The sequence below is a fragment of the Gimesia sp. genome, from assembly GCF_040219335.1.
Classification (GTDB): Bacteria; Planctomycetota; Planctomycetia; order Planctomycetales; family Planctomycetaceae; genus Gimesia.
The window spans coordinates 271611-295765 of the sequence record NZ_JAVJSQ010000005.1; the positions used below are offsets into that span (position 1 = coordinate 271611).

General features: G+C 50.2%; 14 protein-coding genes. 8 read left to right on the top strand and 6 right to left on the bottom strand.

Annotated elements, in window-relative coordinates; all coding sequences use genetic code 11:
• Positions 1-461 precede the first annotated feature (461 nt).
• Positions 462-1733 (bottom strand): OprO/OprP family phosphate-selective porin, encoded by a 1272-nt coding sequence (locus tag RID21_RS05115; RefSeq protein WP_350187483.1) that lies wholly within the window; start codon positions 1731-1733, stop codon positions 462-464.
• Between the two features lie 712 nt (positions 1734-2445).
• Here RID21_RS05115 and RID21_RS05120 point away from each other — a divergent pair.
• Both RID21_RS05120 and RID21_RS05125 read left to right on the top strand, forming a co-directional pair.
• Positions 2446-3804, top strand: a complete 1359-nt coding sequence (locus tag RID21_RS05120; protein WP_145439643.1) for a two-component system sensor histidine kinase NtrB — start codon at positions 2446-2448, stop codon at positions 3802-3804.
• Positions 3801-5162, top strand: coding sequence for a sigma-54-dependent transcriptional regulator (locus RID21_RS05125; protein ID WP_350187485.1), 1362 nt, complete (start codon positions 3801-3803; stop codon positions 5160-5162). Before RID21_RS05120 ends, RID21_RS05125 begins: the two co-directional genes overlap by 4 nt.
• Before the next feature lie 67 nt (positions 5163-5229).
• Here the strand turns inward: RID21_RS05125 and RID21_RS05130 are convergent, their stop codons facing one another.
• The 3 genes from RID21_RS05130 to RID21_RS05140 form a co-directional block, all read right to left on the bottom strand.
• Positions 5230-6696, bottom strand: coding sequence for a DUF1501 domain-containing protein (locus tag RID21_RS05130; protein WP_350187486.1), 1467 nt, complete (start codon positions 6694-6696; stop codon positions 5230-5232).
• 36 nt (positions 6697-6732) lie between these two features.
• The gene (locus tag RID21_RS05135) at positions 6733-9471 is read right to left on the bottom strand and encodes a PSD1 and planctomycete cytochrome C domain-containing protein (protein ID WP_350187487.1); all 2739 of its coding nucleotides are present in this window, start codon (positions 9469-9471) and stop codon (positions 6733-6735) included.
• Between the two features lie 89 nt (positions 9472-9560).
• A complete protein-coding gene (locus tag RID21_RS05140) occupies positions 9561-11033 on the bottom strand; it encodes an Nramp family divalent metal transporter (RefSeq protein ID WP_350187488.1) in 1473 nt (490 codons plus the stop codon).
• A gap of 218 nt (positions 11034-11251) precedes the next feature.
• On the opposite strand from RID21_RS05140, the gene RID21_RS05145 reads away from it, so the two are divergent.
• Positions 11252-12493, top strand: a complete 1242-nt coding sequence (locus tag RID21_RS05145; protein ID WP_350187489.1) for a sialidase family protein — start codon at positions 11252-11254, stop codon at positions 12491-12493.
• On the opposite strand, the gene RID21_RS05150 is transcribed toward RID21_RS05145, so the two are convergent.
• A complete protein-coding gene (locus RID21_RS05150; protein WP_350187490.1) occupies positions 12490-12978 on the bottom strand; it encodes an SRPBCC family protein in 489 nt (162 codons plus the stop codon). The two genes, RID21_RS05145 and RID21_RS05150, sit on opposite strands and share 4 nt — an antisense overlap.
• A 241-nt stretch (positions 12979-13219) precedes the next feature.
• Between RID21_RS05150 and RID21_RS05155 the strand changes: the two genes are divergently transcribed.
• Positions 13220-13987 (top strand): SDR family NAD(P)-dependent oxidoreductase, encoded by a 768-nt coding sequence (locus RID21_RS05155; protein WP_350187492.1) that lies wholly within the window; start codon positions 13220-13222, stop codon positions 13985-13987.
• 68 nt (positions 13988-14055) lie between these two features.
• Here RID21_RS05155 and RID21_RS05160 read toward each other — a convergent pair whose 3' ends face one another.
• Entirely contained in the window at positions 14056-14538 is a 483-nt protein-coding gene (locus tag RID21_RS05160) for a hypothetical protein (protein WP_350187493.1), read from the bottom strand.
• Between the two features lie 829 nt (positions 14539-15367).
• Between RID21_RS05160 and RID21_RS05165 the strand changes: the two genes are divergently transcribed.
• From RID21_RS05165 to RID21_RS05180, 4 genes are all read left to right on the top strand, one after another.
• Entirely contained in the window at positions 15368-15856 is a 489-nt protein-coding gene (locus RID21_RS05165) for a HEAT repeat domain-containing protein (protein WP_350187494.1), read from the top strand.
• A 48-nt stretch (positions 15857-15904) separates the two neighbouring features.
• Positions 15905-17947, top strand: coding sequence for an outer membrane protein assembly factor BamB family protein (locus RID21_RS05170; protein WP_350187496.1), 2043 nt, complete (start codon positions 15905-15907; stop codon positions 17945-17947).
• Between the two features lie 401 nt (positions 17948-18348).
• A complete protein-coding gene (locus tag RID21_RS05175) occupies positions 18349-22467 on the top strand; it encodes a response regulator (RefSeq protein WP_350187498.1) in 4119 nt (1372 codons plus the stop codon).
• Positions 22467-24125: a Glu/Leu/Phe/Val dehydrogenase dimerization domain-containing protein gene (locus RID21_RS05180; protein ID WP_350187500.1), complete on the top strand. Its 1659-nt coding sequence runs from the start codon at positions 22467-22469 to the stop codon at positions 24123-24125. The genes RID21_RS05175 and RID21_RS05180 overlap by 1 nt, the downstream gene beginning before the upstream one ends.
• Positions 24126-24155: the final 30 nt, after the last annotated feature.

The window sequence follows — 24155 nt, forward strand, 5'->3', positions numbered from 1 at the left end:
GCGGCGGACACGTTCCTGTTATCTCAAGAAAAGCAGCCCTGTAGATTACTTACAGGGCTGCTTTTTCTATTTCTGCAGATGTTTTTAAACTCTGCCCTGAGACCAGATAATAATACCCAGACGTTGTCCACTCTTTTTAAATCAGACCGAGAGGACGGGGCTTCCGCAGTATCGAGAATTCAATAGGACGACTAGAATTACGATTACATTTACTAGTGGATGGTTATCGGGATGCAGTGTTAGTCCAGAGGAGTAGCTTGTGAGCAAGCTAAATCATTGCGTTCGAAGAAATGAATCGCTAATGAGCCTAAGACATCAGCGGCAGCATTTTGTTCAAGCGATATGAATCAGAAAAAGAGCTGGTTCAAGATAAACCAGCTCGAGAAGAAATGTTCTGTGTGAGTGAACCAGGTCTCAGTTATTCAGGCTGTGGTTGTGATACTCTGGACACGCAGGAATAATCAAAAATCAACCTGTGCACGAAGAGCAAAGATATCTGCATTCGAATTATTCACGACAGGTCCGTAAACGGCTGGACTGCTGTGAAGGAATGAATGAATATAGTTGAATTGAAATTTTGTGAACTGATTCAGATACCAGTTCAGGCCCAATGTTAAATCGGTCATTCGACCACCCTGGATTGATTTGTCATTCAAGTCAATATACGACCAGCGTCCTGCAACTTCCCACGCGCCACAGCCTCCATCGCGATTGAAGGGATCGAGTGGTTTGACGCGTCCAAAAACACCCCCCTTGCGGTTATAAGCCCGAGATTCTCCCGTCAGGAAATAGCCGAAATGAGCGTACGCTCCAGAAAAGTTGTCGACCTCGCCATTTCTCTGTTGCACGATGGAATACAGGACTTCTGATTGTGCATAAAATGATCCAATCGCATATGCGAGTTCAGCATCGAACAGGTGATAGTCTTGTGCTGAAATCAACCCCGTGTCTACAAAGGGAGGCACGGCACTCGGAACTCCAACGGGAACATTGGATCCGCCCGCCTCTGTCACGAAGACTTCGGGCTGGTTACGGTATTGAATCAGATTATTGGCTGGATTGGCATAACTATAGTCTGCCCCGATATGGACCAGCCCGTTTCCATCTCCATTATCAACGAGGAGATGGGTCAGTCGAGTGGCGAGTCCATAACCGCCGCTGTCACCGATATTCCCACCATAAGGGCCCGTTGGATATCGGAATCCTGAAATGGCGTAGGTTGACCGTTCGTCTTCTGTATTTCCGAAGTACATGGCACCAATCTGTCGGAATGGAAGAAAAGCGAAAGGGAGTGCACGTTCCAGGAATGTCAGCTCTTTTACACTGGTTAATGCATCCATACCTATCGGTTGACGGTATTGACCGACGCGTACCGTATTTCCCCCCAGGACGTCTCGCACTTCCAGCCAGACATCCATGAATGAAGGGCGACCGGGAAAAGCGAAGTCCATTTCAAGCATGTAGCCTATATTTTCCCAGGCATCCCCAGTCGCAGCCAGACGGGCACGACGAAAATCAGTTCCGTTTTGAACATCTCCCACAGCCTGTATGTTTTTACTGTCCTGGCTGAACCAGACAGCATCTGCCTGGAAGAAGCCAGTGAGTCTGACTGTTGGGAAATCCTGCGGAGTATTTGAGTCTCCGAACAGGTAGGAAGGCAGATCGGAATCGTATTCATCCGGAGCATCCATCATGGGATCCGTTGCGGGCGGGGCGAGATTCTGAACGGTCATGATCTGCTGCGACTTTAACTCATCGATCTGTCGCTGAAGATCTTGAAGCTGAGATGTGAGGTTTTCGTTTGTTCCCTGTACCTCAGGCAACTCGGCTTGAGTAGGGGAGACAAAAAAAACAAACAGGCCAGCTATCGCGACGATCCATATTGAGAGGCGACGGAAGATGTGCGTAGGTTGTTTGTCCGCAAAAATTCGCAATGGAAAAGCGGATTCTGTCCCTGAATATTGATTCTTGAGCATAGCTGAGATTCCAATAAGGGCCATTTGATTGGGGGGGATATTTAGCCGTCTGGCATTAAACAGACCAGTTCAATTTTGATTTGGATTGCGATTTGCATTCCATTGAATTTAAAGGCGGCAGGATATGTAAACTTTTCCTTTTAAATTGATTTTCCCCTCTAGAGAACCATTTTGTTCCAGCAAAAATTCGATGTAGGAATTTGTTGAAGGAAGGTATTCTGCAATGTCCTGCAGTGGGCCTGCAATAAGCTGCACATAAATGGACGGATTCAGACGAGGGATGAATTTAATTGAGAAAATCTTATAAACTGAATATAATGCCTTATGAGAAAATTGATTGCGTTAACACATCGAGCAGCAAACGATTCCGCCAGCCCTTCCTCGGTGCACCTGTAAGTAAAACTAGTCTTGTTTCAGTTCTTTCCGGATGTTTTTGTCTGGAAATTTAGCCGGGGCCGGAGTTCAACGGATGTTTCATGTTTACGAAACGCGGGTCAGCCGCGGTTTTCAACTGGCAATCGGGGGGCTGGCTTTACTGAGCCTTACCGGTCTGGTGGTGACGCTCTGGATTCTGGTCGATTTCCACCACGAGCAGGAAATCGTTGCTAAAATCATTCGTCATCTGCCCGACAGCGACCTGGCAGTTGCTCGGGAACTGGCGGGGGAACTGCGATTTCAGTCGCAATTATCGATTCTGTTGTTTCTCAACATTATTGTGACCGCAATTGCTCTAGTTCTGTTGGTGCGAGCTTATCTCAACAGTGAGCGATCTCTCCGTGAAGTCAAAGTGATGGCCAGTGACGTTCTGGCTAGTATGGATCAGGGTGTATTGACGACGGACCGAGATGAGATCATCACAAGTATCAATCCCCGCGGACGCGAATTATTGAGCCTGGAAGAACCTGTCATTGGTCGCCCGCTCTCTGATGTGGGGGTCGAACATACGCTCTTATGCGTGATCTGCAGCCATGTGAATGCACATCATTCGCCCGTGCGGGACTGTGATTATACGATCAATCGTGATGGTCATGAACAGACTCTCAGGGCGGGTTGTAGTCTGTTGCGGAATGAACGCCAGGAAGAGCTGGGTACTGTGCTCCACGTTCGTGACGTGACGGAACGCGCTTTAATGGAACAACGCTTACGTCGCATGGAGCGCTATGCAGGTCTGGGTTCTCTCGCAACCGGGCTGCAGCATGAAATCAAAAATCCACTGAGTGCACTATCACTCCATGTGCAACTTCTTGAAGAGGCTCTGGAGTCTCAGAATCGATCAGACGAAATCGATGAAATGCTGGAAGTCATTCAAACCGAAGTCAAGCGACTGACTTCAGTACTCGAAGGGTTTCGTGATTATGCTTCGATGTCTGAACCAGGACGATCCCGTGTTGATTTAACCGCATTAATCAATAAACTGGTCCGCTTCATCAGACCACAGGCTGAGCAGCAGAAAGTGAAAGTAGAGGTGAAGCTGCCGCAGGAAAAGCCTCCAGAGATCATGGCTGATTCCGTTCACATCGATCAGGTACTTCTGAATCTGGCACTCAATGCTATACAAGCGATGCCGGGAGGCGGGGTACTGACGATCGGTCTTAATCAGGAGGGGGACTGGTTGCGAATCAGCATTACCGATACCGGGAAAGGAATCCCTGCCGAACTGCGTGAGCGAATATTTGACCCTTACTTCACGACGCGGCACGAAGGGACCGGCATGGGACTTGCACTATGTGAGAAGATTGTACGACAACACGATGGAACAATCGATTTCAACACGGGTCCGAGTGGCACCACGTTCTCAGTTTTATTGCCAGCAAGTGGGACAGCATGAATACAGACGGTTTTGGAATTTTAATCATTGATGATGAGCCCAACATTCGCTCCGGGCTTGCCAAGGGGTTAGCGAAAGAGGCGGATGTTCTGGAGACAGCCCAGGATGCTGAGGAAGGTCTCGTTAAATTTCGTGAAGGGACTTATCAACTGGTCATCGCCGATGTGCGCTTACCGGGTGAAATGGATGGGCTGGAACTGATTGAACAGATCCTCCGCAGCAGTCCCCAGACAACAACCATCGTGATCACCGCCCATGGTACCGTTGAGACGGCAGTCAAATCGATGCGGCTGGGGGCATTTGATTTTATTACCAAACCGCTGGATCTCGATTTGATTCGACATCAGGTCCGTAAGGCCCGCGAACACTATCGGTTGCAGATTGAAAACCGTGAATTGCGTAATCGTCTGGTTAACGCTGGAGAAGTTTCCAATATCATTGGTAACTGTGCGGCCATGCATGATGTGTTCCAGCAGATTCGCCAGGTGGCGGCCACTGATGCTACGATTCTGATTCAGGGAGAAAGTGGTACTGGAAAAGAGTTGATTGCCAGGGCTGTCCATGATTTGAGTAATCGGAGTAGTGGCCCATTCGTGGCTGTCAATCTGGGAGCAATGCCGGAAACGCTGCTGGAGAGTGAACTCTTCGGTCATGAAAAAGGATCTTTCAGCGGAGCGACGCGACAGAAGCCCGGTTGTTTTGAACAGGCACAGGGAGGTTCTCTGTTCCTGGATGAAGTGACAGAAATGCCTGCCAAAAGTCAGGTCGATCTGCTCCGTGTGCTGGAAACTCAACAATATATGAGAGTTGGAGGAGAAGAGGTTCTCACCAGTGATGCTCGCATCATTTCAGCCACGAACAAAGCCGTCGAGCCCTTGATCGAAGATGGAACCTTCCGTGAGGATCTGTTTTATCGCCTGAATGTCATTCCCATTCATATCCCCGCACTGCGTGAGCGTCGCGATGATATTCCTTTGTTGATTGAGCATTTTCTGACACATTTCTGCCAGCGGCATAATCGACCGTTGAAGACTGTTTCACCAGAGGCCATGCGCATATTCGTAACCGCTCGCTGGCCCGGAAATGTGCGTCAGTTGCGGAACGTCATCGAAAGATTGGTAGTCACGCTGCCGGCAGATTTGATTGAAGCTCCGGATCTGCCGGTGGAGTTGAGTCCGACTCCTGCTTCTGATTCCGCGCATGTGAAGACACTGGCAGAGGTGACTGAGGACGCTGAAAAAGAAGCGATTACGACAGCACTCGCAGCCTGCGACTATCATCGTGAAAAGACGGCCAAGCTGCTGGGGGTCAGTGTGCGTACGCTGCACTACAAAATGAGTCGTTACGGCCTGCATTAAGAATGCGTTTATCAACTCCCTTGTTTGAGCTGGATCCCCGTTGGCGGGGGCCAGTCTCTGTCAGCTTTCAGGCCAGAATCTCTGTGATAACTCGGGGTTCGTTGCCGACACCTGTGAGGCGTTCTTTGAGTCCATTGCGTTCGATGAAAAGCTCTTCGTGATTCAGACCAAGCAGGTGCAGCATCGTGGCGTGCCAGTCGGGAACACTGACCCGGTTTTCCACGGCGGCGAATCCCAGTTCATCGGTTTCACCTAGAATCAGGCCCCGTTTCACACCGCCCCCTGCCATCCAGGTGCAAAGCGCGTTTTTATTATGATCGCGGCCTGATTTGCGTGCATCTTTATCGGGGGACAATTGCGCTATCGGGAGCCGACCCATTTCTCCCCCCCACATCACCAGGGTCTCATCCAGCAGTCCGCGCTGCTTGAGATCCTGTAGAAGTGCTGCAACTGGTTTATCTGTTCTCTGGCAGGCTGATTTCAAGCTGGAGGCAATCGCATTATGTGAGTCCCAGATCTGGCTATTGATAAACAGCTGAATAAAACGAACGCCACGTTCAATAAGCCGGCGTGCAATCAGGCAGCGACGTCCGTAAGATTCTGTAACCGGCTGATCAATCCCGTACATTCTCTGTGTCTCAGCCGTTTCCTGGGAAAGATCAAGTGCATCGGAGGCGGCAATCTGCATGCGGGCGGCCAGGGCATAGGTTGAAAGTCGTGCTTCGAGTTGACGCTGGTGTTGATGTCGACGCTGGTGAATCTGGTCCAGACGCGAAATCAGATTCCGTTCCAATTCTGAAACTGCCGGTGGGTGCTCAAATTCCGGTTTCAGATTCAAGACAGGTGAACCGGTTGCACGAAAACGGGTTCCCTGGTGTTGCGCAGGTAGAAAACCCGCCTGCCAGTTTTCGATTCCGTTAACGGGCAGTCCCAGTGGATCATCCAGTACAACATAAGCGGGCAGGTTATGGTTCTCACTTCCCAGTCCATAGGAGACCCAGGCACCCAGGGCAGGGTGACCAGTAAATTCGCTGCCTGACTGAATTTTGTAAAGTGCCGGCTCATGTGTCAGATTGGTCGTATACATTGAACGAATCATCGTGATATCGTCGACCTGTTTCGCCAGGTGAGGCATAACATCAGAGACCCACATTCCCGATTCACCGTGCTGGGCGAATTGGAACGGACTCTTCATTAAAGCTCCTGCACGTTCGGGAAATTCGACTTCGCCTGCGATCTGTTTGAAATGTTCTTTGCCGTGCAGTTTGTCGAGCATCGGTTTCGGGTCAAACAGGTCCATCTGGCTGGGTCCGCCATTCATAAACAGATGAATGACAGATTTGGCCCGAGGTCTGTGGTGAGGAACTGATAATGATTGATGTTTTTTCGTTTCAGAAGCTGTAGACTCGGCATACAGGTCCTGCTGCAGGAGCCAGGTTAACGCAGCGCCCTGAAGTCCCGTTGCGACTTGCTCGAAAAAACTGCGTCTGTTTACATGATTTTCGATCAGGTGTTCCTGTTTCATGTCTGACATTCGTTTTCTGAAATATTCAGTATGGGGTTTTCTGATTCAATTGATGTATTGGAATTCAGCCAGATTGAATATCGCGTGACAGTAACTGCTCAATGCTTTTTGTATGCTGGTTGAGGAGCTCTGCTTATCTTTCAGTTGAGTATTCCACTTTTCTTCCAGCAACTGAAGCGTTTCCAGTCCGATTCTGGTTTCCTCAGGATCTGGTTCTCGGCCCAGTGCTCTCAGGTAGATTTGCTGGACCTGTTGCTCCCTGTCGTCACCAACAGTGTTTTGAATATTTCCAGCTAAGTAGACCGCAAGCTGGTGGATCATCTCGTTATTCATGAGATGCAATGCCTGAGGAGCCACCAGCGATTCCCCACGCTGAATACAATTCGGTCCCATTTGAGGGAAATCAAAGTTTTCCAGTAAGGTGGGGATTTTGGTGCGACGCTGTAAAACGTAGATACTTCTGCGCCATCCAGCTTTACCCCGCCGGGATGTCACCAGACCATCGGCGCGTGCCTCAACCGGATCAGCTGGTCCGAACGGGGTTTCGTCCAACTGGCCGCAGATTGCCAGAAGAGAATCACGGAGAACCTCCGCTTCCATTCGTTTGAGTGGCATTCGGGATAGGAGGCTTCCGTTTGGGTCGAGCCGGGCCGCTTCATCGGAAATGTCAGAAGACTGCCGATAAGTACTGGATGTGACCATCAGCTTGTGGATGGACTTCATACTCCAGTTCTGTTGAACGAATTCGGTTGCCAGCCAGTCAAGGAGTTCCGGGTGAGTCGGGCGCTCTCCTGCACGGCCAAAGTTTCCAGGTGTATTGACGATACCCCGTCCAAAATGATGTAGCCAGATTCGATTGACTATCACCCGTGCTGTCAGGGGGTGATCGGGTTGAGTCAGCCAGCGGGCGAAGAGCAGTCGACGACCGATGGGCTTTCCATCAGGAGATACTTGATCAAATTTAATTGATTCAACCGCACTGGTTAAGACAGCAGGCACACCTGGTTCGACTGGTCGACCCGGTGTGAGATAGTTTCCTCGTTTATAGATATAGGTGGGCGATGGAGACTCTCGGGACCAGAGGGCGCGAATCCGAGGGGCTGGCCAGTGTTGATCCTTCAGGGCGGCGATCCGTTTTTTAACTTCTGTAGTTTTCTGTTGATAGTCTGGTTTAGTCGGATCTAACTGGGTAAGTTTTTTTTGTAGTAGCCCCTGTTGTCGAGACAGCTGGCGTTCGTGTTCCTGATATTTCTGATGTTCTTCCTGGCTGACATGAGACAGGGTACGAGGGCCCTGTGATTTTAACCAGTCATGTTCATCATACGCCGCCTTGAAAATAGCCGTCAGGCGGTAGTAGTCGCTTTGCGGAATCGGGTCGAATTTATGCGAGTGGCAGCGGGCGCATTTGATGGTCAACCCCATGACGGCTGAGCCCAGGATCTGAATTTCATCTGAGATGACTTCAAGTCGATCCGGTACGAAATTGGTGATGTTGGCGAAGGTTCTGTCGGGAGCTGTACGCAAAAAACCGGTGGCTACCAGGCAGTCATAGACTTCTGGTGTGATATTTCCGGACTGGTAATCGACAAGTTCGTCGCCGGCGATCTGTTCCTGCAGGAATCGTGAATAGGGTTTATCTTCATTCAATGCGCGGATCACGTAGTCACGATAGCGATACATGTGAGGACGCAGCTTGTCTTCATTTTGCGCCCCTTCCGAATCTGCATAACCGACGACGTCCAACCAGTGTCTGGCCCAGCGCTCACCATAACGGGGGGAGGCCAGCAGGCGGTCAACCAGGTTTTCATAGGACTGGGGATCATCATCGTTTAAAAACTGGTCGATTTCTCCCGGAGTGGGTGGCAGCCCAGTTAAATCAATCGACAGACGACGGATCAGCGTGCGTTTGTCTGCTGGAGGAGCTAATGTAAGCCCCTTGTCCTCGAGCTTTTTTATAATGAATGCATCAATGGGATTCTGCACTCGGTGCTGCTGTTTGACATGAGGGGGCTCAACTTGAATCGGAGGCTGAAAAGACCAGAATTGGCGATCCTCTTCGCTGACGAGAGTCTCTGATTCCGTCATCGCAGAATCATTAACCTCGGGGAGCCCCAACTGAATCCACTGGGAGAGTCGCTCCAGCTCATTCGCCTCCATAGGTTTGACACTGACAGAGACCAGTTTCCGCCTGGGAGGCATCTCGGCGGCTTTAATACGTTGAATCAGCAGACTCGCTTCTGGATTCCCCGAAACGACTACCGGGCCGGATTTGCCTCCCTTCATAATGGACTGCCTGGTCCTCAGGTCCAGACCCGCCTCCTGGCGGCGGCCACCGTGGCAGGCAACACAGCGGAGATGAAGCAGAGGGATGATATCATGTTGTGTTACCGCTGGTATGGCTTTGACGGATTCCCTGAAATGGGCTCCTGTCTGAATCCATGCGCGGATTGTCTCGCGCTCTGCTGCGCTGAGACGATCTTTTTCTTCCGGAGGCATTTCATCAGCCTCGATCATCTGGAATAACAGGCTTTCATCAACAGCGTCTCCTTGCAGGATGCGTCCTGATTCGCTGCCTTTGAGTATCCCCCTGGGAGTGCTGAGATCCAGCCCCGCTTTTTTTTCGCTGGGACCATGACAGCGCACGCATTTATTATTCAGAATGGCGCGAACACGGTTTTCGTAGAGGATCGGGGAATCAGGTTCTGCTGCATGGCAGAGACTGTGAGCACTAACCAGAAACAGCAACATCAATCCTGTTGAGATGGCTGTTGGTCGAGAAGGCATGCAGGATATTTTGATCAGCGGTAGAGAGGGCATGTCGAGATGCTCCAAAAATCTATGAACGCTGCTGTAAGACTATAGTGTAGTTTTGCTCATTTAAGAGACAAATACAAGTCCCAGATGAACGCAGCAGACAGACTGCCATAGCAGATGGCACAGACAATCAGAGCAGCACGCCGCCAGATGGGGGGCTTAAGTTGTTGTGGCAGGAGTTTTGTATTGATAATCAGGATCTGAATCGCTGCAACAGCCAGGACAGGACCTGCTACAGCGCCCAGGATTTTAAACAGTGAAATAGCGTGTCCCCAGTGTACGGCAAACAAACCCCAGACTGTGGCAATCATCAGAAACAGATAATAGAGCCGACTGACATTCATCTTACGTCGTTCCCGCAACTGGGGGCTGGCTACCCAGACGATATCCGTCACCGTTCGGATGAGCACATCGGTGTTACTGAGGTGAGTTGACATCAGCACCCAGAATCCGTTCAACAGGGCCAACCACCAGAAACCAGTCCAGAGTTGTTCTGCCATGAAACGTGCCTGAAATGCTCCCGCAGCCAGATGCTCCATATTGGTGTTTTCCGGTATGACAGCGGTTGCGAGATTCACATTCAGGAACATGCCCACCAGGCAACCCAGCCCCCAGAGCCAGACCTGGTCTGCGGAGACGTATTTCCACCAGGAACGCCAGTGATTCAGGTTTTCCTCAGTGAGGGGAAACACTTTTCCGACTGGCGAGAGCTGCATTTCACTGTGGCTGAAAGCACTGGTAATCGATCCAACTTTGGCGCCCATGCCGAAGCCTTTATCGCGATACCAGTTGGTTATTACCAGATTCCCGATGCCCCCGGAGCCAGCTGTTGCTGCAAACGTGGCTAAAAGAAGCGGATCCAGGTTGGCAGGAAGCGAGCCAAACTGGACAAATCCGGAGAGTGTTTTTAACCAGTGTGAGAAGGGAACAAACAGCAGGTTGACGGTAATCAGAAAGGAAAAGATGAAGGTAATCATCACCCAGGAAAAGTACTCAAGCATCCGCTCAATTGTTTTTCCTGAGAGTAGAATAGCTACCGTAATTGCAATTACCAGGTATGTCAGCAGATGAAGTGACGTCGCATCTCCGTCACCCGCTATCCGACCCGCAAATGTCGCGAAGAGGACTGAGGCGCATCCGGCTGCCAGAGCCGGCACTCCCAGTTGCGCTACGGTAGCAAAGATGTAGCCACTCGCCCAGAACTTAGATCCGGGACGCAAACGCATGATACCTACCAGAATGGGTTCTCCGGTATAGAGTGTGTAACGAATTGCCTCCAGATTAAATAAAAGCTGAAGAGCAATCGCGACTGTTGCAATCCAGAGAATACTCATACCGTATTTGACAGTAATCGTAGGACCAATCAGCCACTCGCCACCACCAATGGAACCAGCGAGCAGGATGGCCCCCGGGCCGATCGTACGAAACAGATTGCGAATCGAAAAAGGAGGTGGGGCTGGTAGATCCTCTTCGCTCCAGGGAGCGAGATCGCCAGTGATCCTTGCAGATTGAGGACTAATGATGTTGCTCATTTCAGTCTCGCTGATACCCTCAGTGCTTTGTTTCCGTGTTTTCAATATGGCATGACTCTAACAGATTGTTAAACATCAGCAAGATTTTATTTGATTCCTGTGTGGCGCGGAGTCTCAATTTGAAGTTCGCGCCTGGTTGTCGGTCTTGTGATTTGCCATAATGATCACAGGCAAAGAATTGTCTTTTGAGTCAGTTAATAAAACAGGGCATCAGTTTTATGAAACATTCGATTATTGTTGCAGGTGTTTGTGGGCTCTTGTTCGGTGCGGGACTCTTTGCAGCCGAACCCCAAACGAAGTCGATAAATCAAATCGAGCGTATGGAAAAGATTGCCGATCTGGCACTGGTCCCGCCTGCTTTGAATACGTCTCCACTACCTGAATATGGCTACGATAAGCTCGATTACGGCATGACGATTGGGATTGAACGTACCCCAGGAGGGCGTCTCTGGGCCTGCTGGGTAGCTGGTGGCGATAGTCCTAAGGCGTTTTTTGTGCTGGCGACAAGTGATGATGATGGAGAGACCTGGTCACAACCCCGTTTGGTCCTCGATTCACATTCAACTGATTTGCCCATGGATCGCAGTATTCTAGTAGGAAATCTCTGGACCGATCCGGAAGGACGTTTGTGGCTGATATTTGATCAGTCAATGCACATGTTTGACGGGAGAGCTGGGGTCTGGGCCACCGTTTGTGATAACCCTGATGCAGTCGTACCGGTCTGGTCTGTACCGCGTCGTATCTGGCATGGGGTCACACTGAATAAACCAACGGTACTCTCCAATGGAGAATGGATGCTGCCGATTTCCCTCGATCAGCGGGAAGGTTTCGGTCCTTTCAAGGGATGTTTTAAAGAACTGGATCCTGTGCGAGGCGCAAATGTGTTTGTATCCACTGATAAAGGGTCAACCTGGAAACGCAGGGGAGCCGCCCGGTTTCCCAATCCGGACTGGCACGAACACATGATCGTCGAACGTAAAGACGGTACTCTCTGGATGCTGGCCCGAACCAGTAAAGGCATCATGCAGACAACATCCCGGGATGGTGGACGGACTTGGGCGAAGCCTTCTTTACCTCCCCAGATCAAACAGCCGAATGCCCGCTTTCATATCCGCCGGCTAGACTCCGGGCGACTGCTGTTAATCAAGCATGGTGACAAAATTGATGCCCACAAAGGTCGGGTTCAATTGAGTGCCTGGTTATCAGAGGATGACGGCATGACCTGGCAAGGGGGGCTGGTGCTGGATGAACGGAAGGGAATTTCCTATCCCGATGGATTTCAGGCACCGAATGGAACAATTTATATTTCGTATGATCGGAACCGTTCCACAGACGGAGAAATCTTGCTGGCCCGCTTTACTGAGCAGGATATCATGACTCGCAAACTGAACGGGCCGAAATCCCGACTCAAGATGCTGATCAGCCGGGCGACTCCTTCCGGTAAGTCAAAAGATGACTAACCCTGTTGGCTGGACGTTGCAAACTCAAAATTCTTGAGCCGCTCAAGTCTGTATTTGAAAATCCGTTCGACATCGCCTTGCACAAAAAGGCGATTGATGAGAGCACCTCCATAGACGGAGTAAGTCACATGGTCCCTGGCCAGCGTACCATCGGTCTGTTCTTCAAATGTGTGTAGATGCCTCCACAGGCGATAGGGGCCCTTCAGTTGTGTATCGACAAACCGGACTCCGGGGACCCATTCAGTGATTTCTGTCTTCCAGCGAAGCGGGATTCCGTGCAGCTTGAGTTGATAGTCAATTAAGGCACCAGCCTGCATCTCAATCGGCCCGGGGCTGATGATTTTGAAATTCAGCCAGGGGGGAGTAATGGTTTCAAGATTCTCAGGTTGCGCAAAAAAGTCGAAAACATCCTTGATGGGGCAGGGGATGAAGATCTCAGTTTCCAGTTCATAATTCCCCGAGGGATTTCTTCTGATATTCAGCATGTCTGTAGTGATCCTGCCAGGCTTGTCGACTTGAAGACAAAAAATGATGTTTCAGGGATTGAAATACGCCGTCAGCCGACTATCAAACTGACAGTAAAATACCCAAGCATACATAGTGATTATTGTCCTGAGTGGTAAAAAGAGTAGGGTTCTATTATCAGATTTGTTGAATCCCCCTTCTGGAAATGCTGAACTCACATAATATTCCTGGCACACTGTGATTTAAAAATTGGAAGAAGTTATGTCTGTTACTGTTGGCGATGCACAAAACTATGTGATACTGGGATCAACTGGATCCGTAGGATCTGAACTCAGCCGACGCCTGGTCAAAGCAGGACATAAAGTGATGCTGGGGGGGCGAGATCAGGAGAAACTGAACCAATTATCCACGGAACTGGATTCTCCTAAATGCAGAATTGAAGCCTCTGAGCCACAGACCATTGATGAATGCCTGAAACAGGCAGAAGCGAATTTTGGATGTGTCGATGGCGTTGTGAACTGCATTGGTTCTGTGTTATTGAAACCCGCTCACCTGACCTCAGACGAAGAATGGGCTCAAACACTTTCCGTGAATCTGACATCCGCTTTCATCACAGTTCGGAGTGCCGCTCAGGTCATGCGCAAGAATGGTGGCTCGGTTGTTTTGATCTCATCCGCTGCAGCCAGAGCTGGAATCGCAAACCATGAAGCCATTGCTGCTGCCAAAGCAGGTATTATCGGGTTAACCCTGTCCGCAGCTGCCACCTATGCCAGTCGAGGGATTCGAGTCAATGCGGTGGCTCCCGGTCTGGTCAAATCGAATATGACTCGCCATTTATGGGAATCAGAAGCAGCGGAAGCGACTTCGATTTCGATGCATGCCCTGGATCGACTGGGGGAACCAGCTGATGTCGCTTCACTGATAGAATGGCTGGTGAGTCCGGAGAACAGTTGGATGACGGGTCAGATTCTGGGTATCGATGGTGGGTTGGCTTCTGTGATTCCACGACCTCGACAGAAGAGTGGTTGAAAAAAATGCCTGACAAGAATTTAGGTTCCTGTCAGGCTTTTTATATATTGAAACGTTTGTCAAAAGACTCAAGGAGCCAGTTGATGTTCGCCATCTGCAAAGTCCTGGTGGCAGGCATTGCAGTTCTTCAGCATGGCCTCGTAATGCTTGCGGGCAACTTTGAAGTCTCTGGCTTTTGCTGCTTTGTAAAGCAGTCCACCTTCTTCACGAACATTCACGCTGTGCGTATTCCAGCTGGCGCCGTTATCTTTCGGCTCATGCAGAAGCAATAAATTCCCACCTTCAGCCAGGATAAGGGCATCTGATTTGATGGATTTCCAGGCCTTACGGTTTTCAGGTTCTGCCGCGATGGACTGCTTGAGCCGTTTGTAGGTCGGCTGGAAGACATATTCCATGAATTCGTGCATATCGGGTTCAACGGGCACACCCGCTTGCGATTTCTTCGAATCTGGTCCCGCGAGAGTCTGTGTTGACTGTGACCATACCAGGGCGGTTCCCAACCCCAATAGAACAATAGATCCGATTAACGATTTTCGATTAATTTGATGCATTTGATTCTCTCTAAATTTAAATGAAACGATATTTCAGATGGGATATTACATTTCCTGCAGACTTAATCTGACAGAATCCAAAAATAACAGACTGACTCTGAGTAAAGCGATGTTAGATCAATTGAACATTCAGTTGCATAAAGAGGGGGCAGCCGATTTCTGAAAGGTGATGAATCAGGATTGATGTAGGCTGACTTGCTGAATTGCCATCCAGGTTACAAAGGATTCGCCTCAGGCTACCCGATTCGAATTGATTTTGCTGATGGAGTTGTTTCTTACAAGTAGCTTCACTTTCTTCTACTGCAGGAAATGTATTAATTAAACCTGAAATGGGCAGTGGCAGGGATGAATGGGAGTGCCAGCTTCTGAGAAGAGGGGGAGCGTGGTCGCATGCATGGTAAAGTCGTAGATGGGTGGCGAGCTCAATATCAGTCATCCCCTGGTGTGAATGCCCACCCGGGAGAGGAAAACATATGGAAAGCAGAATCAATGCAATTATCAAAATTCTGCTGGGGACGTAGGTCATACATTCCGCCTGATAGGTTTCTGTAAATCGTTCGAGTTTATTTCTCAGGTGACATTTTTTTCAGGTTAAATTTTAATTATCCCTTTCGCTGATCACAACTGATTCCCCCTTGCACTTTGTGAGATTCAATTAGCAAAGAGGGGGCTGACAGAGGTTCCTTCTGCCGTTCTATGATCATCAAAGACTGGTGTACTTTATTGAAGGCATGGTATAATCAGGATGTTTTGGTAGGATTAGAGTAATGTTTAATTCGACCTTTGGAGAATATTGATTTTCTTAAGAACAGCATCAGGAGGCAGATCAATGACAGTCAACGAAAGTCAACTCACAGACTGGATTTCTCAGCTCGACAGCTCTGATGGAGAGACCAGACAGTCAGCGCGTCATCAACTGGTTCAAGCGGGAGCGGATGCGGTCCCGGCTTTGATCAAGGCACTGAATCATTCTTCCGAGACTATGCGCTGGGAGGCAGCCAAGGCATTGGGGGAAATCAGAGACCCTGTTGCTGTCGAACCATTGATCGAGATCCTGGCAGATGACGACAGTGTGCGGTTCGTTGCTGCCTCCGCTTTGATTGGGATGAGTAATGATTCTGTGCCTCCCCTCTTACGGGCATTGATTAATGAACCAGCCCGGTTCCGGGACGGTGGTTGTTTTGTGTTGCATCACCTGGCATCAGATGACGAAAAACTACGTGAGCCGTTGACCCCTGTGGTTGAAGCGCTGATGTCGCTTGATTCGTCTCTGCTGGTTCCAGTTGAATCCGAAAAGGCTCTTTCAAAGCTTAAATAGCCTGTTCGATTTATCAATTCCCGCACCTTCATTTCAGAAGGTCTGCCTGTGAAATGTTCTTTCTGCAGAAAGAAACGGTCAGAACAGGATCTGCTAACCCCCAGGATGCAGATCCTGGCGACGGTTTGCTTTCTGTTTTTCTTAACTGCAAAACCCGGGCAGGCGAACGATCCAAATCCTTTTTTACCAACCGGTGTGGAAGATCGTGGTTGGCCTGATGTTCGGGGCGCTGATTTTGATGCACATTCTCCGGAAATAAATCTGGCGGACAGCTGGCCTGAAGAGGGACCTCCCGTTCTGTGGGTTAAAGAACTGGGACAGGGATATTCTGCTTTCGTCGCCCAGGGGAATCGCGTTTATACCCAGGCCCAGACTTTACAGGGACAATACGTATATTGTCTGGAAGCAAAAACGGGAAAAACGATCTGGCAGTACCGTTATGACTGGCCCTATGAACTAACTGGCGTTTATCCCGGACCAAGGGCGACCCCCACGCTGGCTGATGGAAAGGTCCTCTTTGCGGCCCCCAGTGGACTCATCGGCTGTCTGGATGCAAAACGGGGGAAACTGATCTGGTCCCGAAATGTACTGGAAGATTTTCACGGTACGGGGGGAGACGGATTTGGTTATGCCTGTTCGCCGACAGTCGTGGACCAATTGGCCATCTTACCTGTGGGCGGGCCAGACGCCAGTCTGGTAGCCCTGAATCTCAACGATGGGAAGACCGTCTGGCAGGCAGGCAATCGACCTGCCAGTTACTGTCCAGCATTTCCGATTGAACGTAAGGGGCAAAAACTGGTGGTGGGTTATCTGGAGAACGCCCTGGTTATCCATGATCTGCAGACAGGAGAGCTGCTGCTTGAGCATGAGTTATCCGAAGGGTATGACGAGCACTCCGCCTGGCCCCTTTATCGAGAACCGTATCTCTGGCTCGCTGCTCCATTTCGTTCTGGCTCTCAATTACTGGAACTGCCGGATCAGTTTACACACTCAGAACCGTTGAAAACAGTCTGGCGTTCTCGTGTGATGTCCAATGATGTGTTATCGAGTGTGCTGGTGGATGGAAGGATTTACGGTTTTGATATTTTTGATCAACAGTCAAAAACACAGCGTCCTTCTCGAGGTAAGTTTCGTTGTATTGATTTTCTGACGGGGGAAGAATTATGGGAGCAGGGATCTGGACGCCCCGAACGATCGAATAATGACATCTCTGATGAACTGGGACAATCCGGAATCATTATCGCTGATGGAAAACTGATTCTCCTTAATGAACGAGGCGAGTTGATCCTGCTTCGTCAGAATTCCGAGCAATGTGAAATTCTGGCTCGCTGTTCGGTTCTTTCAGGAGAATTAACCTGGACGCCCCCCGTGCTGCACCGTGGTTGCGTATTTATTCGAAATCAATCCCGGGCTGCCTGTGTTTATATCGGGGATCCTGATCTGTTACCGACTGATCAGGCCACATTGAATTTGACTGATATTCCGCAGGAAGCTTACTACGACTGGGCGGGACAGATTCTGTCCGTGGAACCGGAGTACGCTTTTGATTTGCCTTCGACTGAATGGCTTATCAGCTGGTACTGCTGGTCTCTCGGGTTACTGATCGTCAGCCTGATGCTGGCCGCGGTTCCACTCTGGTGGATACCAGCTCAATATCGAAGGCGGGCCTGGATCCGCTCATACCGCATCATGGCATTCCTGACTGGGTCACTGGGAACCACATGGATCAGTCTCTGGTCTCAGGATTTTATATTCACGTGGCCGTTGTGTCTCTATATTGCGACCGAGCCTGTGCTGGAGTCTGTCCAGTTTCGCAGGGAAGGTCAACGGGCTGCATTCTGGCGAGATTATGGGCCACTTATCGGTTTACTCGGGGTATTCACTGTCTACTTTCTAATCTGCCGTCGGCTGAGCCTCGTCTTCGAATGGGCGTTCCTCGCGGGACCCATTGGGGCGTTACCTGCAGGTTGCTCGGAATGGTATTTGAAACCTCAGACACCACTGCAGGTGTGCTTCGTTTTACTATTGAAACTGATTACATTTACCTGTTTTTATGCAAGTGGAGTTGTCGTCCTCTGGTTGCGTTATTGATCTCTAAAAGGAGATTCATATTACTTCATTCCATTTAGAATAGGGCTCTTATCAGCAGACAGGCGAACGGCTTATTCTCAAAACAGAAGCCTGACGATTGCCTGTAAGTGTCGATTTTTAAAATGCTTACGCCCAAGGGGGATGTGCTGCGATTGGTTTGTCGCTGTCTCACCAGGGGAGACTCGTTGTGACAGAATCCATTGCAGATGAGCGGGGTAATATTCCGTCAGACAGCCTGTTTTCAAAACAAAGGTTGTTGCCTACAATATACTTAGGCCGATACAGTAAGCAATCAGCTTAGGCATTGCCATCAGGCAAGAGCCTCTGTTTTCAGGTTGGGCGAGCGTTTAAAACTTTCCCAGCCTGACAGAGCTGTATCGGGGGAGAGGAAGGGCAGTTTCATGTACGCTTCCGAACAACAGATTCCCGTCCCACCGCCAGACGATCAGCGTTCGTTCACAGCTGAGCCACCTTCTTTCTGGCGATCATTGCTCTTAAAAAACACCCTGTTTGTGGCCATCGTGGTGGTCCTCACTGCCGGTATTCTGGGCCATCTTGCTTATATTTTTGCCCGCGACATTCTGCACGATAATATTCGTGTCCGCCTTCAACTGGTTGTCAGTGACCGGGCTGCGTTATTCGAAGGATATGTGCGACAGCAGCTGGATCGGGCTGCGTTGATTACCAGTCGGACTCACCTGAGGGAGCTGATTCAAGACTTCGAACAAGGAACTCTCGATGAGGATGCTTTCCGGTCTGAATCGAAGCGGATACTCGAAGACACTATTTCGGGGAGTACCTCCGAGTTTCGTGATCTCTGGATTGTGAATCCGGAAGGGACTGTGATCACTGCGACGAGTGACAATTATCTCAATCAGACCTTTGCCGATGATCCTGGATTCCTGATAGCGAAAGAACATCCCCAACTGGATTATCCACAGAAAGTGGATGGTAAGTATGTGACTTACCTCATGGCTCCCATGAAGAGTGAAGCGGGAGATCTGATCGGCGTTTTAATGGTCTGGCTCGATGTCACTCCTCTGGAGCGGATTCTGACGAATCGGACGGGGCTGCAGGATACGGGAGCACTTCTGGTCGCGACCAGAGAGGGAGACCAGGTCCGATATTTATTGACCCCGGAAGACAGCACGCAACGCTCGGTACAGCTCAAAGAAGTACCTGCAATGGAGAAAGCGCTGAATGGGGAAAGCGGATCCGAGGTTATGCATTACAGTGGCGATGAAGTGCTTGTTTCTTACCGTCCTGTAGATTATCAGCCCAATAGTGATGATGCTCCCTGGGGAATGGTAGCCAAAATAGATCTGACAGAGGCCTACGCTCCTGTAACACATTTACGTCATCTGTTACTGGGACTGCAGTTTGGGCTCGTTTTTTTCGGAATGGTGGTCTCTTTTCTGGTTGCCCGGAGAGTGACCCGGCCGGTATTGGGACTGGCCGATACTGCATCGAAAATTGCTCGTGGGAATCTGGATGTCCGGGTTCCGATCACTTCGACAGATGAAGTGGGGATGCTGGGGGCGGCGTTTAATCATATGACCGCAGAGCTGGCAGCCTCACGGGATCAACTGGAGGAACGGATCGAACAGCGAACTGCGGAGTTGAATGCGTCACAAAAGAAATTGCGTCGCCAGACGCAAATCCTGCAGTCAATTCTGGACAGTATGGGGGATGGAGTGATCGTTGCAGATCAGGATGGGAATTCCGTTTTCTGGAACCCGGCTGCAGAGCAGATTGTTGGCATCGGTCCGCAGAATGTAGATCCTTCCAAGTGGTCACAGATTTATGGCTGTTACCTGGCAGACGGAGTTTCGATGTGTCCTTCCGAGGATCTGCCTCTGGCGCGGGCCATGCGGGGAGAGTCACTCGATGATTCGATTCTCTTTCTCAAAAATCCCGATATTCCTGACGGAACCTGGATCAGTGTGACTGCACGTCCGTTGAAAAATGATCGTGGTGATCTGCGTGGTGGCGTGATCGTGATGCACGATATTACGGAAGCGAAAGCCACACAGGAAGAACTGGAATCACGCGATAAGAAAAATCGGGCCATTCTGGCGACGACGCATGAAGCGTTCGTCGGTATCGATGAGAACAGTCGAATTTGTGACTGGAATGAACAGGCGGAAGCGACTTTTGGATGGACTCAACAGGAGGTGATTGGACGGTCGCTGGTGGAAACCATCATTCCGGAACGCTATCGATTGCAACATATGCAGGGGGTCGAAAAATTTCTTTCATCAGGTGAAGGCCCTGTTCTTAACAAGCGTCTGGAGCTCTCAGCTCTGCATCAGGACGGCCACGAATTTCCTGTGGAACTGACGATCACTCCCGTACGGCAGGGGGACAATTTCCTGTTTGCGGCCTTTGTGCATGATATTACGGAAGTTAAACGCGCCGAGGAAGAACTCAAACGGGCTAAAGAAGCTGCCGAGGCTGCCAGCCAGGCAAAAAGTGCTTTTCTGGCAACGATGAGTCACGAAATCCGCACTCCCATGAATGCCGTGATTGGGATGACCGAATTACTGCTCGATACCGATCTGAACCCCACCCAGCGGGAATACATGACCATGGTGCAGGAATCGGGGGAATCTCTACTGGCAGTGATCAATGATATTCTGGATTTCTCCAAAATTGAAGCAGGCCGATTCGACCTGGATCAGGCCGCATTCCACCTGAGGGAAAATCTGGGAGATACCATGAAATCGCTGGCTGTTCGCGCGCATCACAAACGCCTGGAACTGGCATTTCATCTGGCGCCGGAGGTTCCTGATACCATTGTTGGTGACCGTTACCGCTTACGACAGATCATTGTCAATCTCGTCGGAAATGCCATCAAATTTACGGATGAGGGAGAAGTAGTCGTAGATGTAAATGTCGAATCTCTATCAGAGAGAGACGTTCTGTTGCACTTCGTCGTGCGTGATACGGGGATCGGAATTCCCAAAAGCAAACAGAAACAAATCTTTCAGGCCTTTGAGCAGGTTGATGAATCGATGGCCCGTCGGTTCAGCGGCACGGGGCTTGGCCTGGCGATTGCTTCCCGCCTGATCAATTTAATGGGGGGGAGAATCTGGGTCATCAGTGAAGTCGATCAGGGGAGTGCATTCCATTTTACGGCTCATTTTGAACTGACACAGGAAGAAGTCCCCGCCAGTGAACCATTGGTTAAAGCCGACCTGGATGGCCTGCGTGTGCTGGTTGTCGATGATAATCTCACCAACTGTCAGATCCTGGAAGAAATGCTCTCTAACTGGAAGATGCAACCTCAAACCGTCACGCGTGGGAAAGATGCTCTGGAAGCGATGCATGCCCGACTTCAGGCGGGTGAACCTTTCGATCTTGTACTGGTAGATGCGAATATGCCGACGATGGATGGGTTCTCGCTGGCGAAAGCAATCAAACAGGATAAGGCACTGGGAAGTGCAGTCATTATGATGATCACTTCCAGCGACCGACGCGGAGAGATCTCCCGTTGCAAGCAACTCGGAATTGCAGCGCACCTGATTAAGCCTCTCAAGCAGTCGGAACTGTTTAACTCGATCGCAGAGACATTGGGAATTAACGGAGCAGATCATCATTCGACGCGATTGAAAACGGCTGAACTGGGTAAGCGTATTCCACCTTTAAAAATTCTGCTGGCAGAAGACAGTATCGTGAATCAGAAACTGGCGCTGGCCCTGCTGCAACCTCATGGTCACGAAATTACTGTCGTGACCAACGGGAAAGAGGCGGTCGAACAGAGAAAAACTGTCCATTTTGATCTCATTCTGATGGATGTCCAGATGCCTGAGATGGATGGTCTGGAGGCGACACGTGAAATTCGAGACTACGAACAGGCAATCGAGGAACATATACCAATCATTGCGATGACTGCACATGCGATGAAGGGAGACCGGGAACGCTGCCTTGAGGCCGGTATGGACGGCTATGTTTCTAAACCGGTGCGTGTGCGGGAGCTGTACCAGATGATTGAAGAAACACTGCAAATAAATGCCCAACTCGCAGCTGTAAAAAATGAGCCCACACCTGAAGAGTCAGAACAGCAGGCTGATTCGATTCAGATGGAACACGAGACAACCCAGGGGGAAGAATCGAGAGAGGAGTTAATCATGAACCCGTCTGAAGAACAGGATTCCCATGATGATGTATTGAACTGGGAGCAGGCGATGGAGAAATCAGAAATACCTGCTGAGGCCTTGAGCGAACTGGGGCAACTGTTTCTGCAGGAAGCCCCTAAACTACTGAACGAAATCCGGGATGCCATACAACAGGGGGATGCTACGTCACTAAGGCGAGCCGCTCATACACTTAAAAGTTCAGCTGCTGTTTTTGAAGCACACCATGCAGCCGATGCCGCTTTAAAGCTGGAGTTACTTGGAAAAGAGGAAAAGCTGATGGAAGCGCGCGAAGCTCTACCTGCCCTGGAACAGGAAGTCGACCGATTACTGCCAGCTGTTTCTGCTCACATTGATTCTACCGCTCTGGAAGGAAATAAATAATGAATGTCGCATCAGGAAGTGGCGTCAAAGTATTGTTCATTGAAGATAACCCGATTCATGTGGGACTGGTGAAAACCCTGCTGGGGGAATCCCGTGCTCCCGTATTTCAATTACAGCATGCAGGATCTCTTCAGGATGGTTTGAAACTGCTCGAAGCAGTTCCGGTCGACATTATTCTGCTGGACTTAACCCTGCCTGACAGCGAGGACCTGGATACGTTCATACGGGTCCGTTCGTTTGCCCCTGCGATCCCAATTGTAATTGTCACGAGCCTGGATGATGTAAAGTTGGCTGCGAAGGCCGTTGAGGCGGGTGCTCAGGATTATCTGGTTAAGACACAGCTGAGCCGAACTTCGCTAACACGTTCTTTGCGTTATGCGATCGAGCGGACACGTGTGCGGGATGCCGAATGGGATTCGCCGATGTTCAGGCTGGCGCAGCGGCAGTTCCTCAAGGCGGCCCAGTATATGGGGCTGGACGATAATATTCGCCAGCGGTTACTGTTTCCGCAACGAACACTGGTCGTGACTCTGCCGTTTCGTCGAGACCATTATACCGAAGTCGAAACCGTGTTCGGCTATCGAGTACAGCACATTCTGACCATGGGGCCTACCAAGGGGGGGATTCGATATCATCAGGATGTCAGCCTCGGAGAAGTTTCAGCACTGGCGATGTGGATGAGCTGGAAGTGTGCCCTGGTGCACCTGCCCTTTGGTGGAGCCAAAGGGGGCGTACGCATCGATCCCACGGGGCTAACCGGGCATGAACTGCAGCGGCTCACCCGACGATTTGCAACCGAAATCAGCCCGATCATTGGACCTGAGAAAGACATTCCGGCTCCCGATATGGGAACCAACGAACGGGTGATGGCCTGGATTATGGATACGTACAGCCAACAGGTAGGGTACTCAGTGCCCGCCGTTGTAACAGGCAAGCCGGTCGTCCTCGGGGGAGCTCGGGGCCGTAATGAAGCGACAGGGAGAGGCGTCGTCTATCTGATTGAAGAAGCGGCCCGGCATCTGAAGATGAATCTCAGTGAATCTACGGCTGTGATTCAGGGGTTTGGGAATGTGGGCAGTCATGCTGCCCAGTTTTTGAGTGATCTAGGCGTGAAAATCATCGGTGTCAGCGATGCAACGACGGGCATCTATAACCGTAATGGGCTTTCGATGTCCTCACTGCTTGAGTATGTGGGTAAGAACCGTTTTCTGGAAGGTTATTCTGAAGGGGATGAAATCACGAACCAGGAACTGCTGGAACTGAAGTGTGATATTTTGGTACCTGCTGCATTGCAAAATCAGATTACAGCAGAAAACGCAGATCGCATTAATTGCCGTCTGCTGGCGGAAGGTGCTAACGGGCCTACTACGCTGGAAGCTGATGAGGTACTCAATGAAAAAGGAGTTTTCATACTCCCTGATATTCTGGCAAACGCGGGTGGGGTGACCGTTTCTTACTTCGAATGGGTGCAGGATACGCAGAACTATATGTGGAGCCTGGATGAAGTCAATCAACGATTGAAACGCATTCTGCAAGATGCGTTTCAGCGTACTTTGAACCGTGCGGAGAAGAACAACGTCGACATGCGGACGGCAGCACTCATGGAAGGGATTGAACGCGTCGCGCAGGCCAAGCTGGCTCGTGGCCTGTTCCCATAAGCGAAAGTGCAAATTCAGCGGGAACCAACA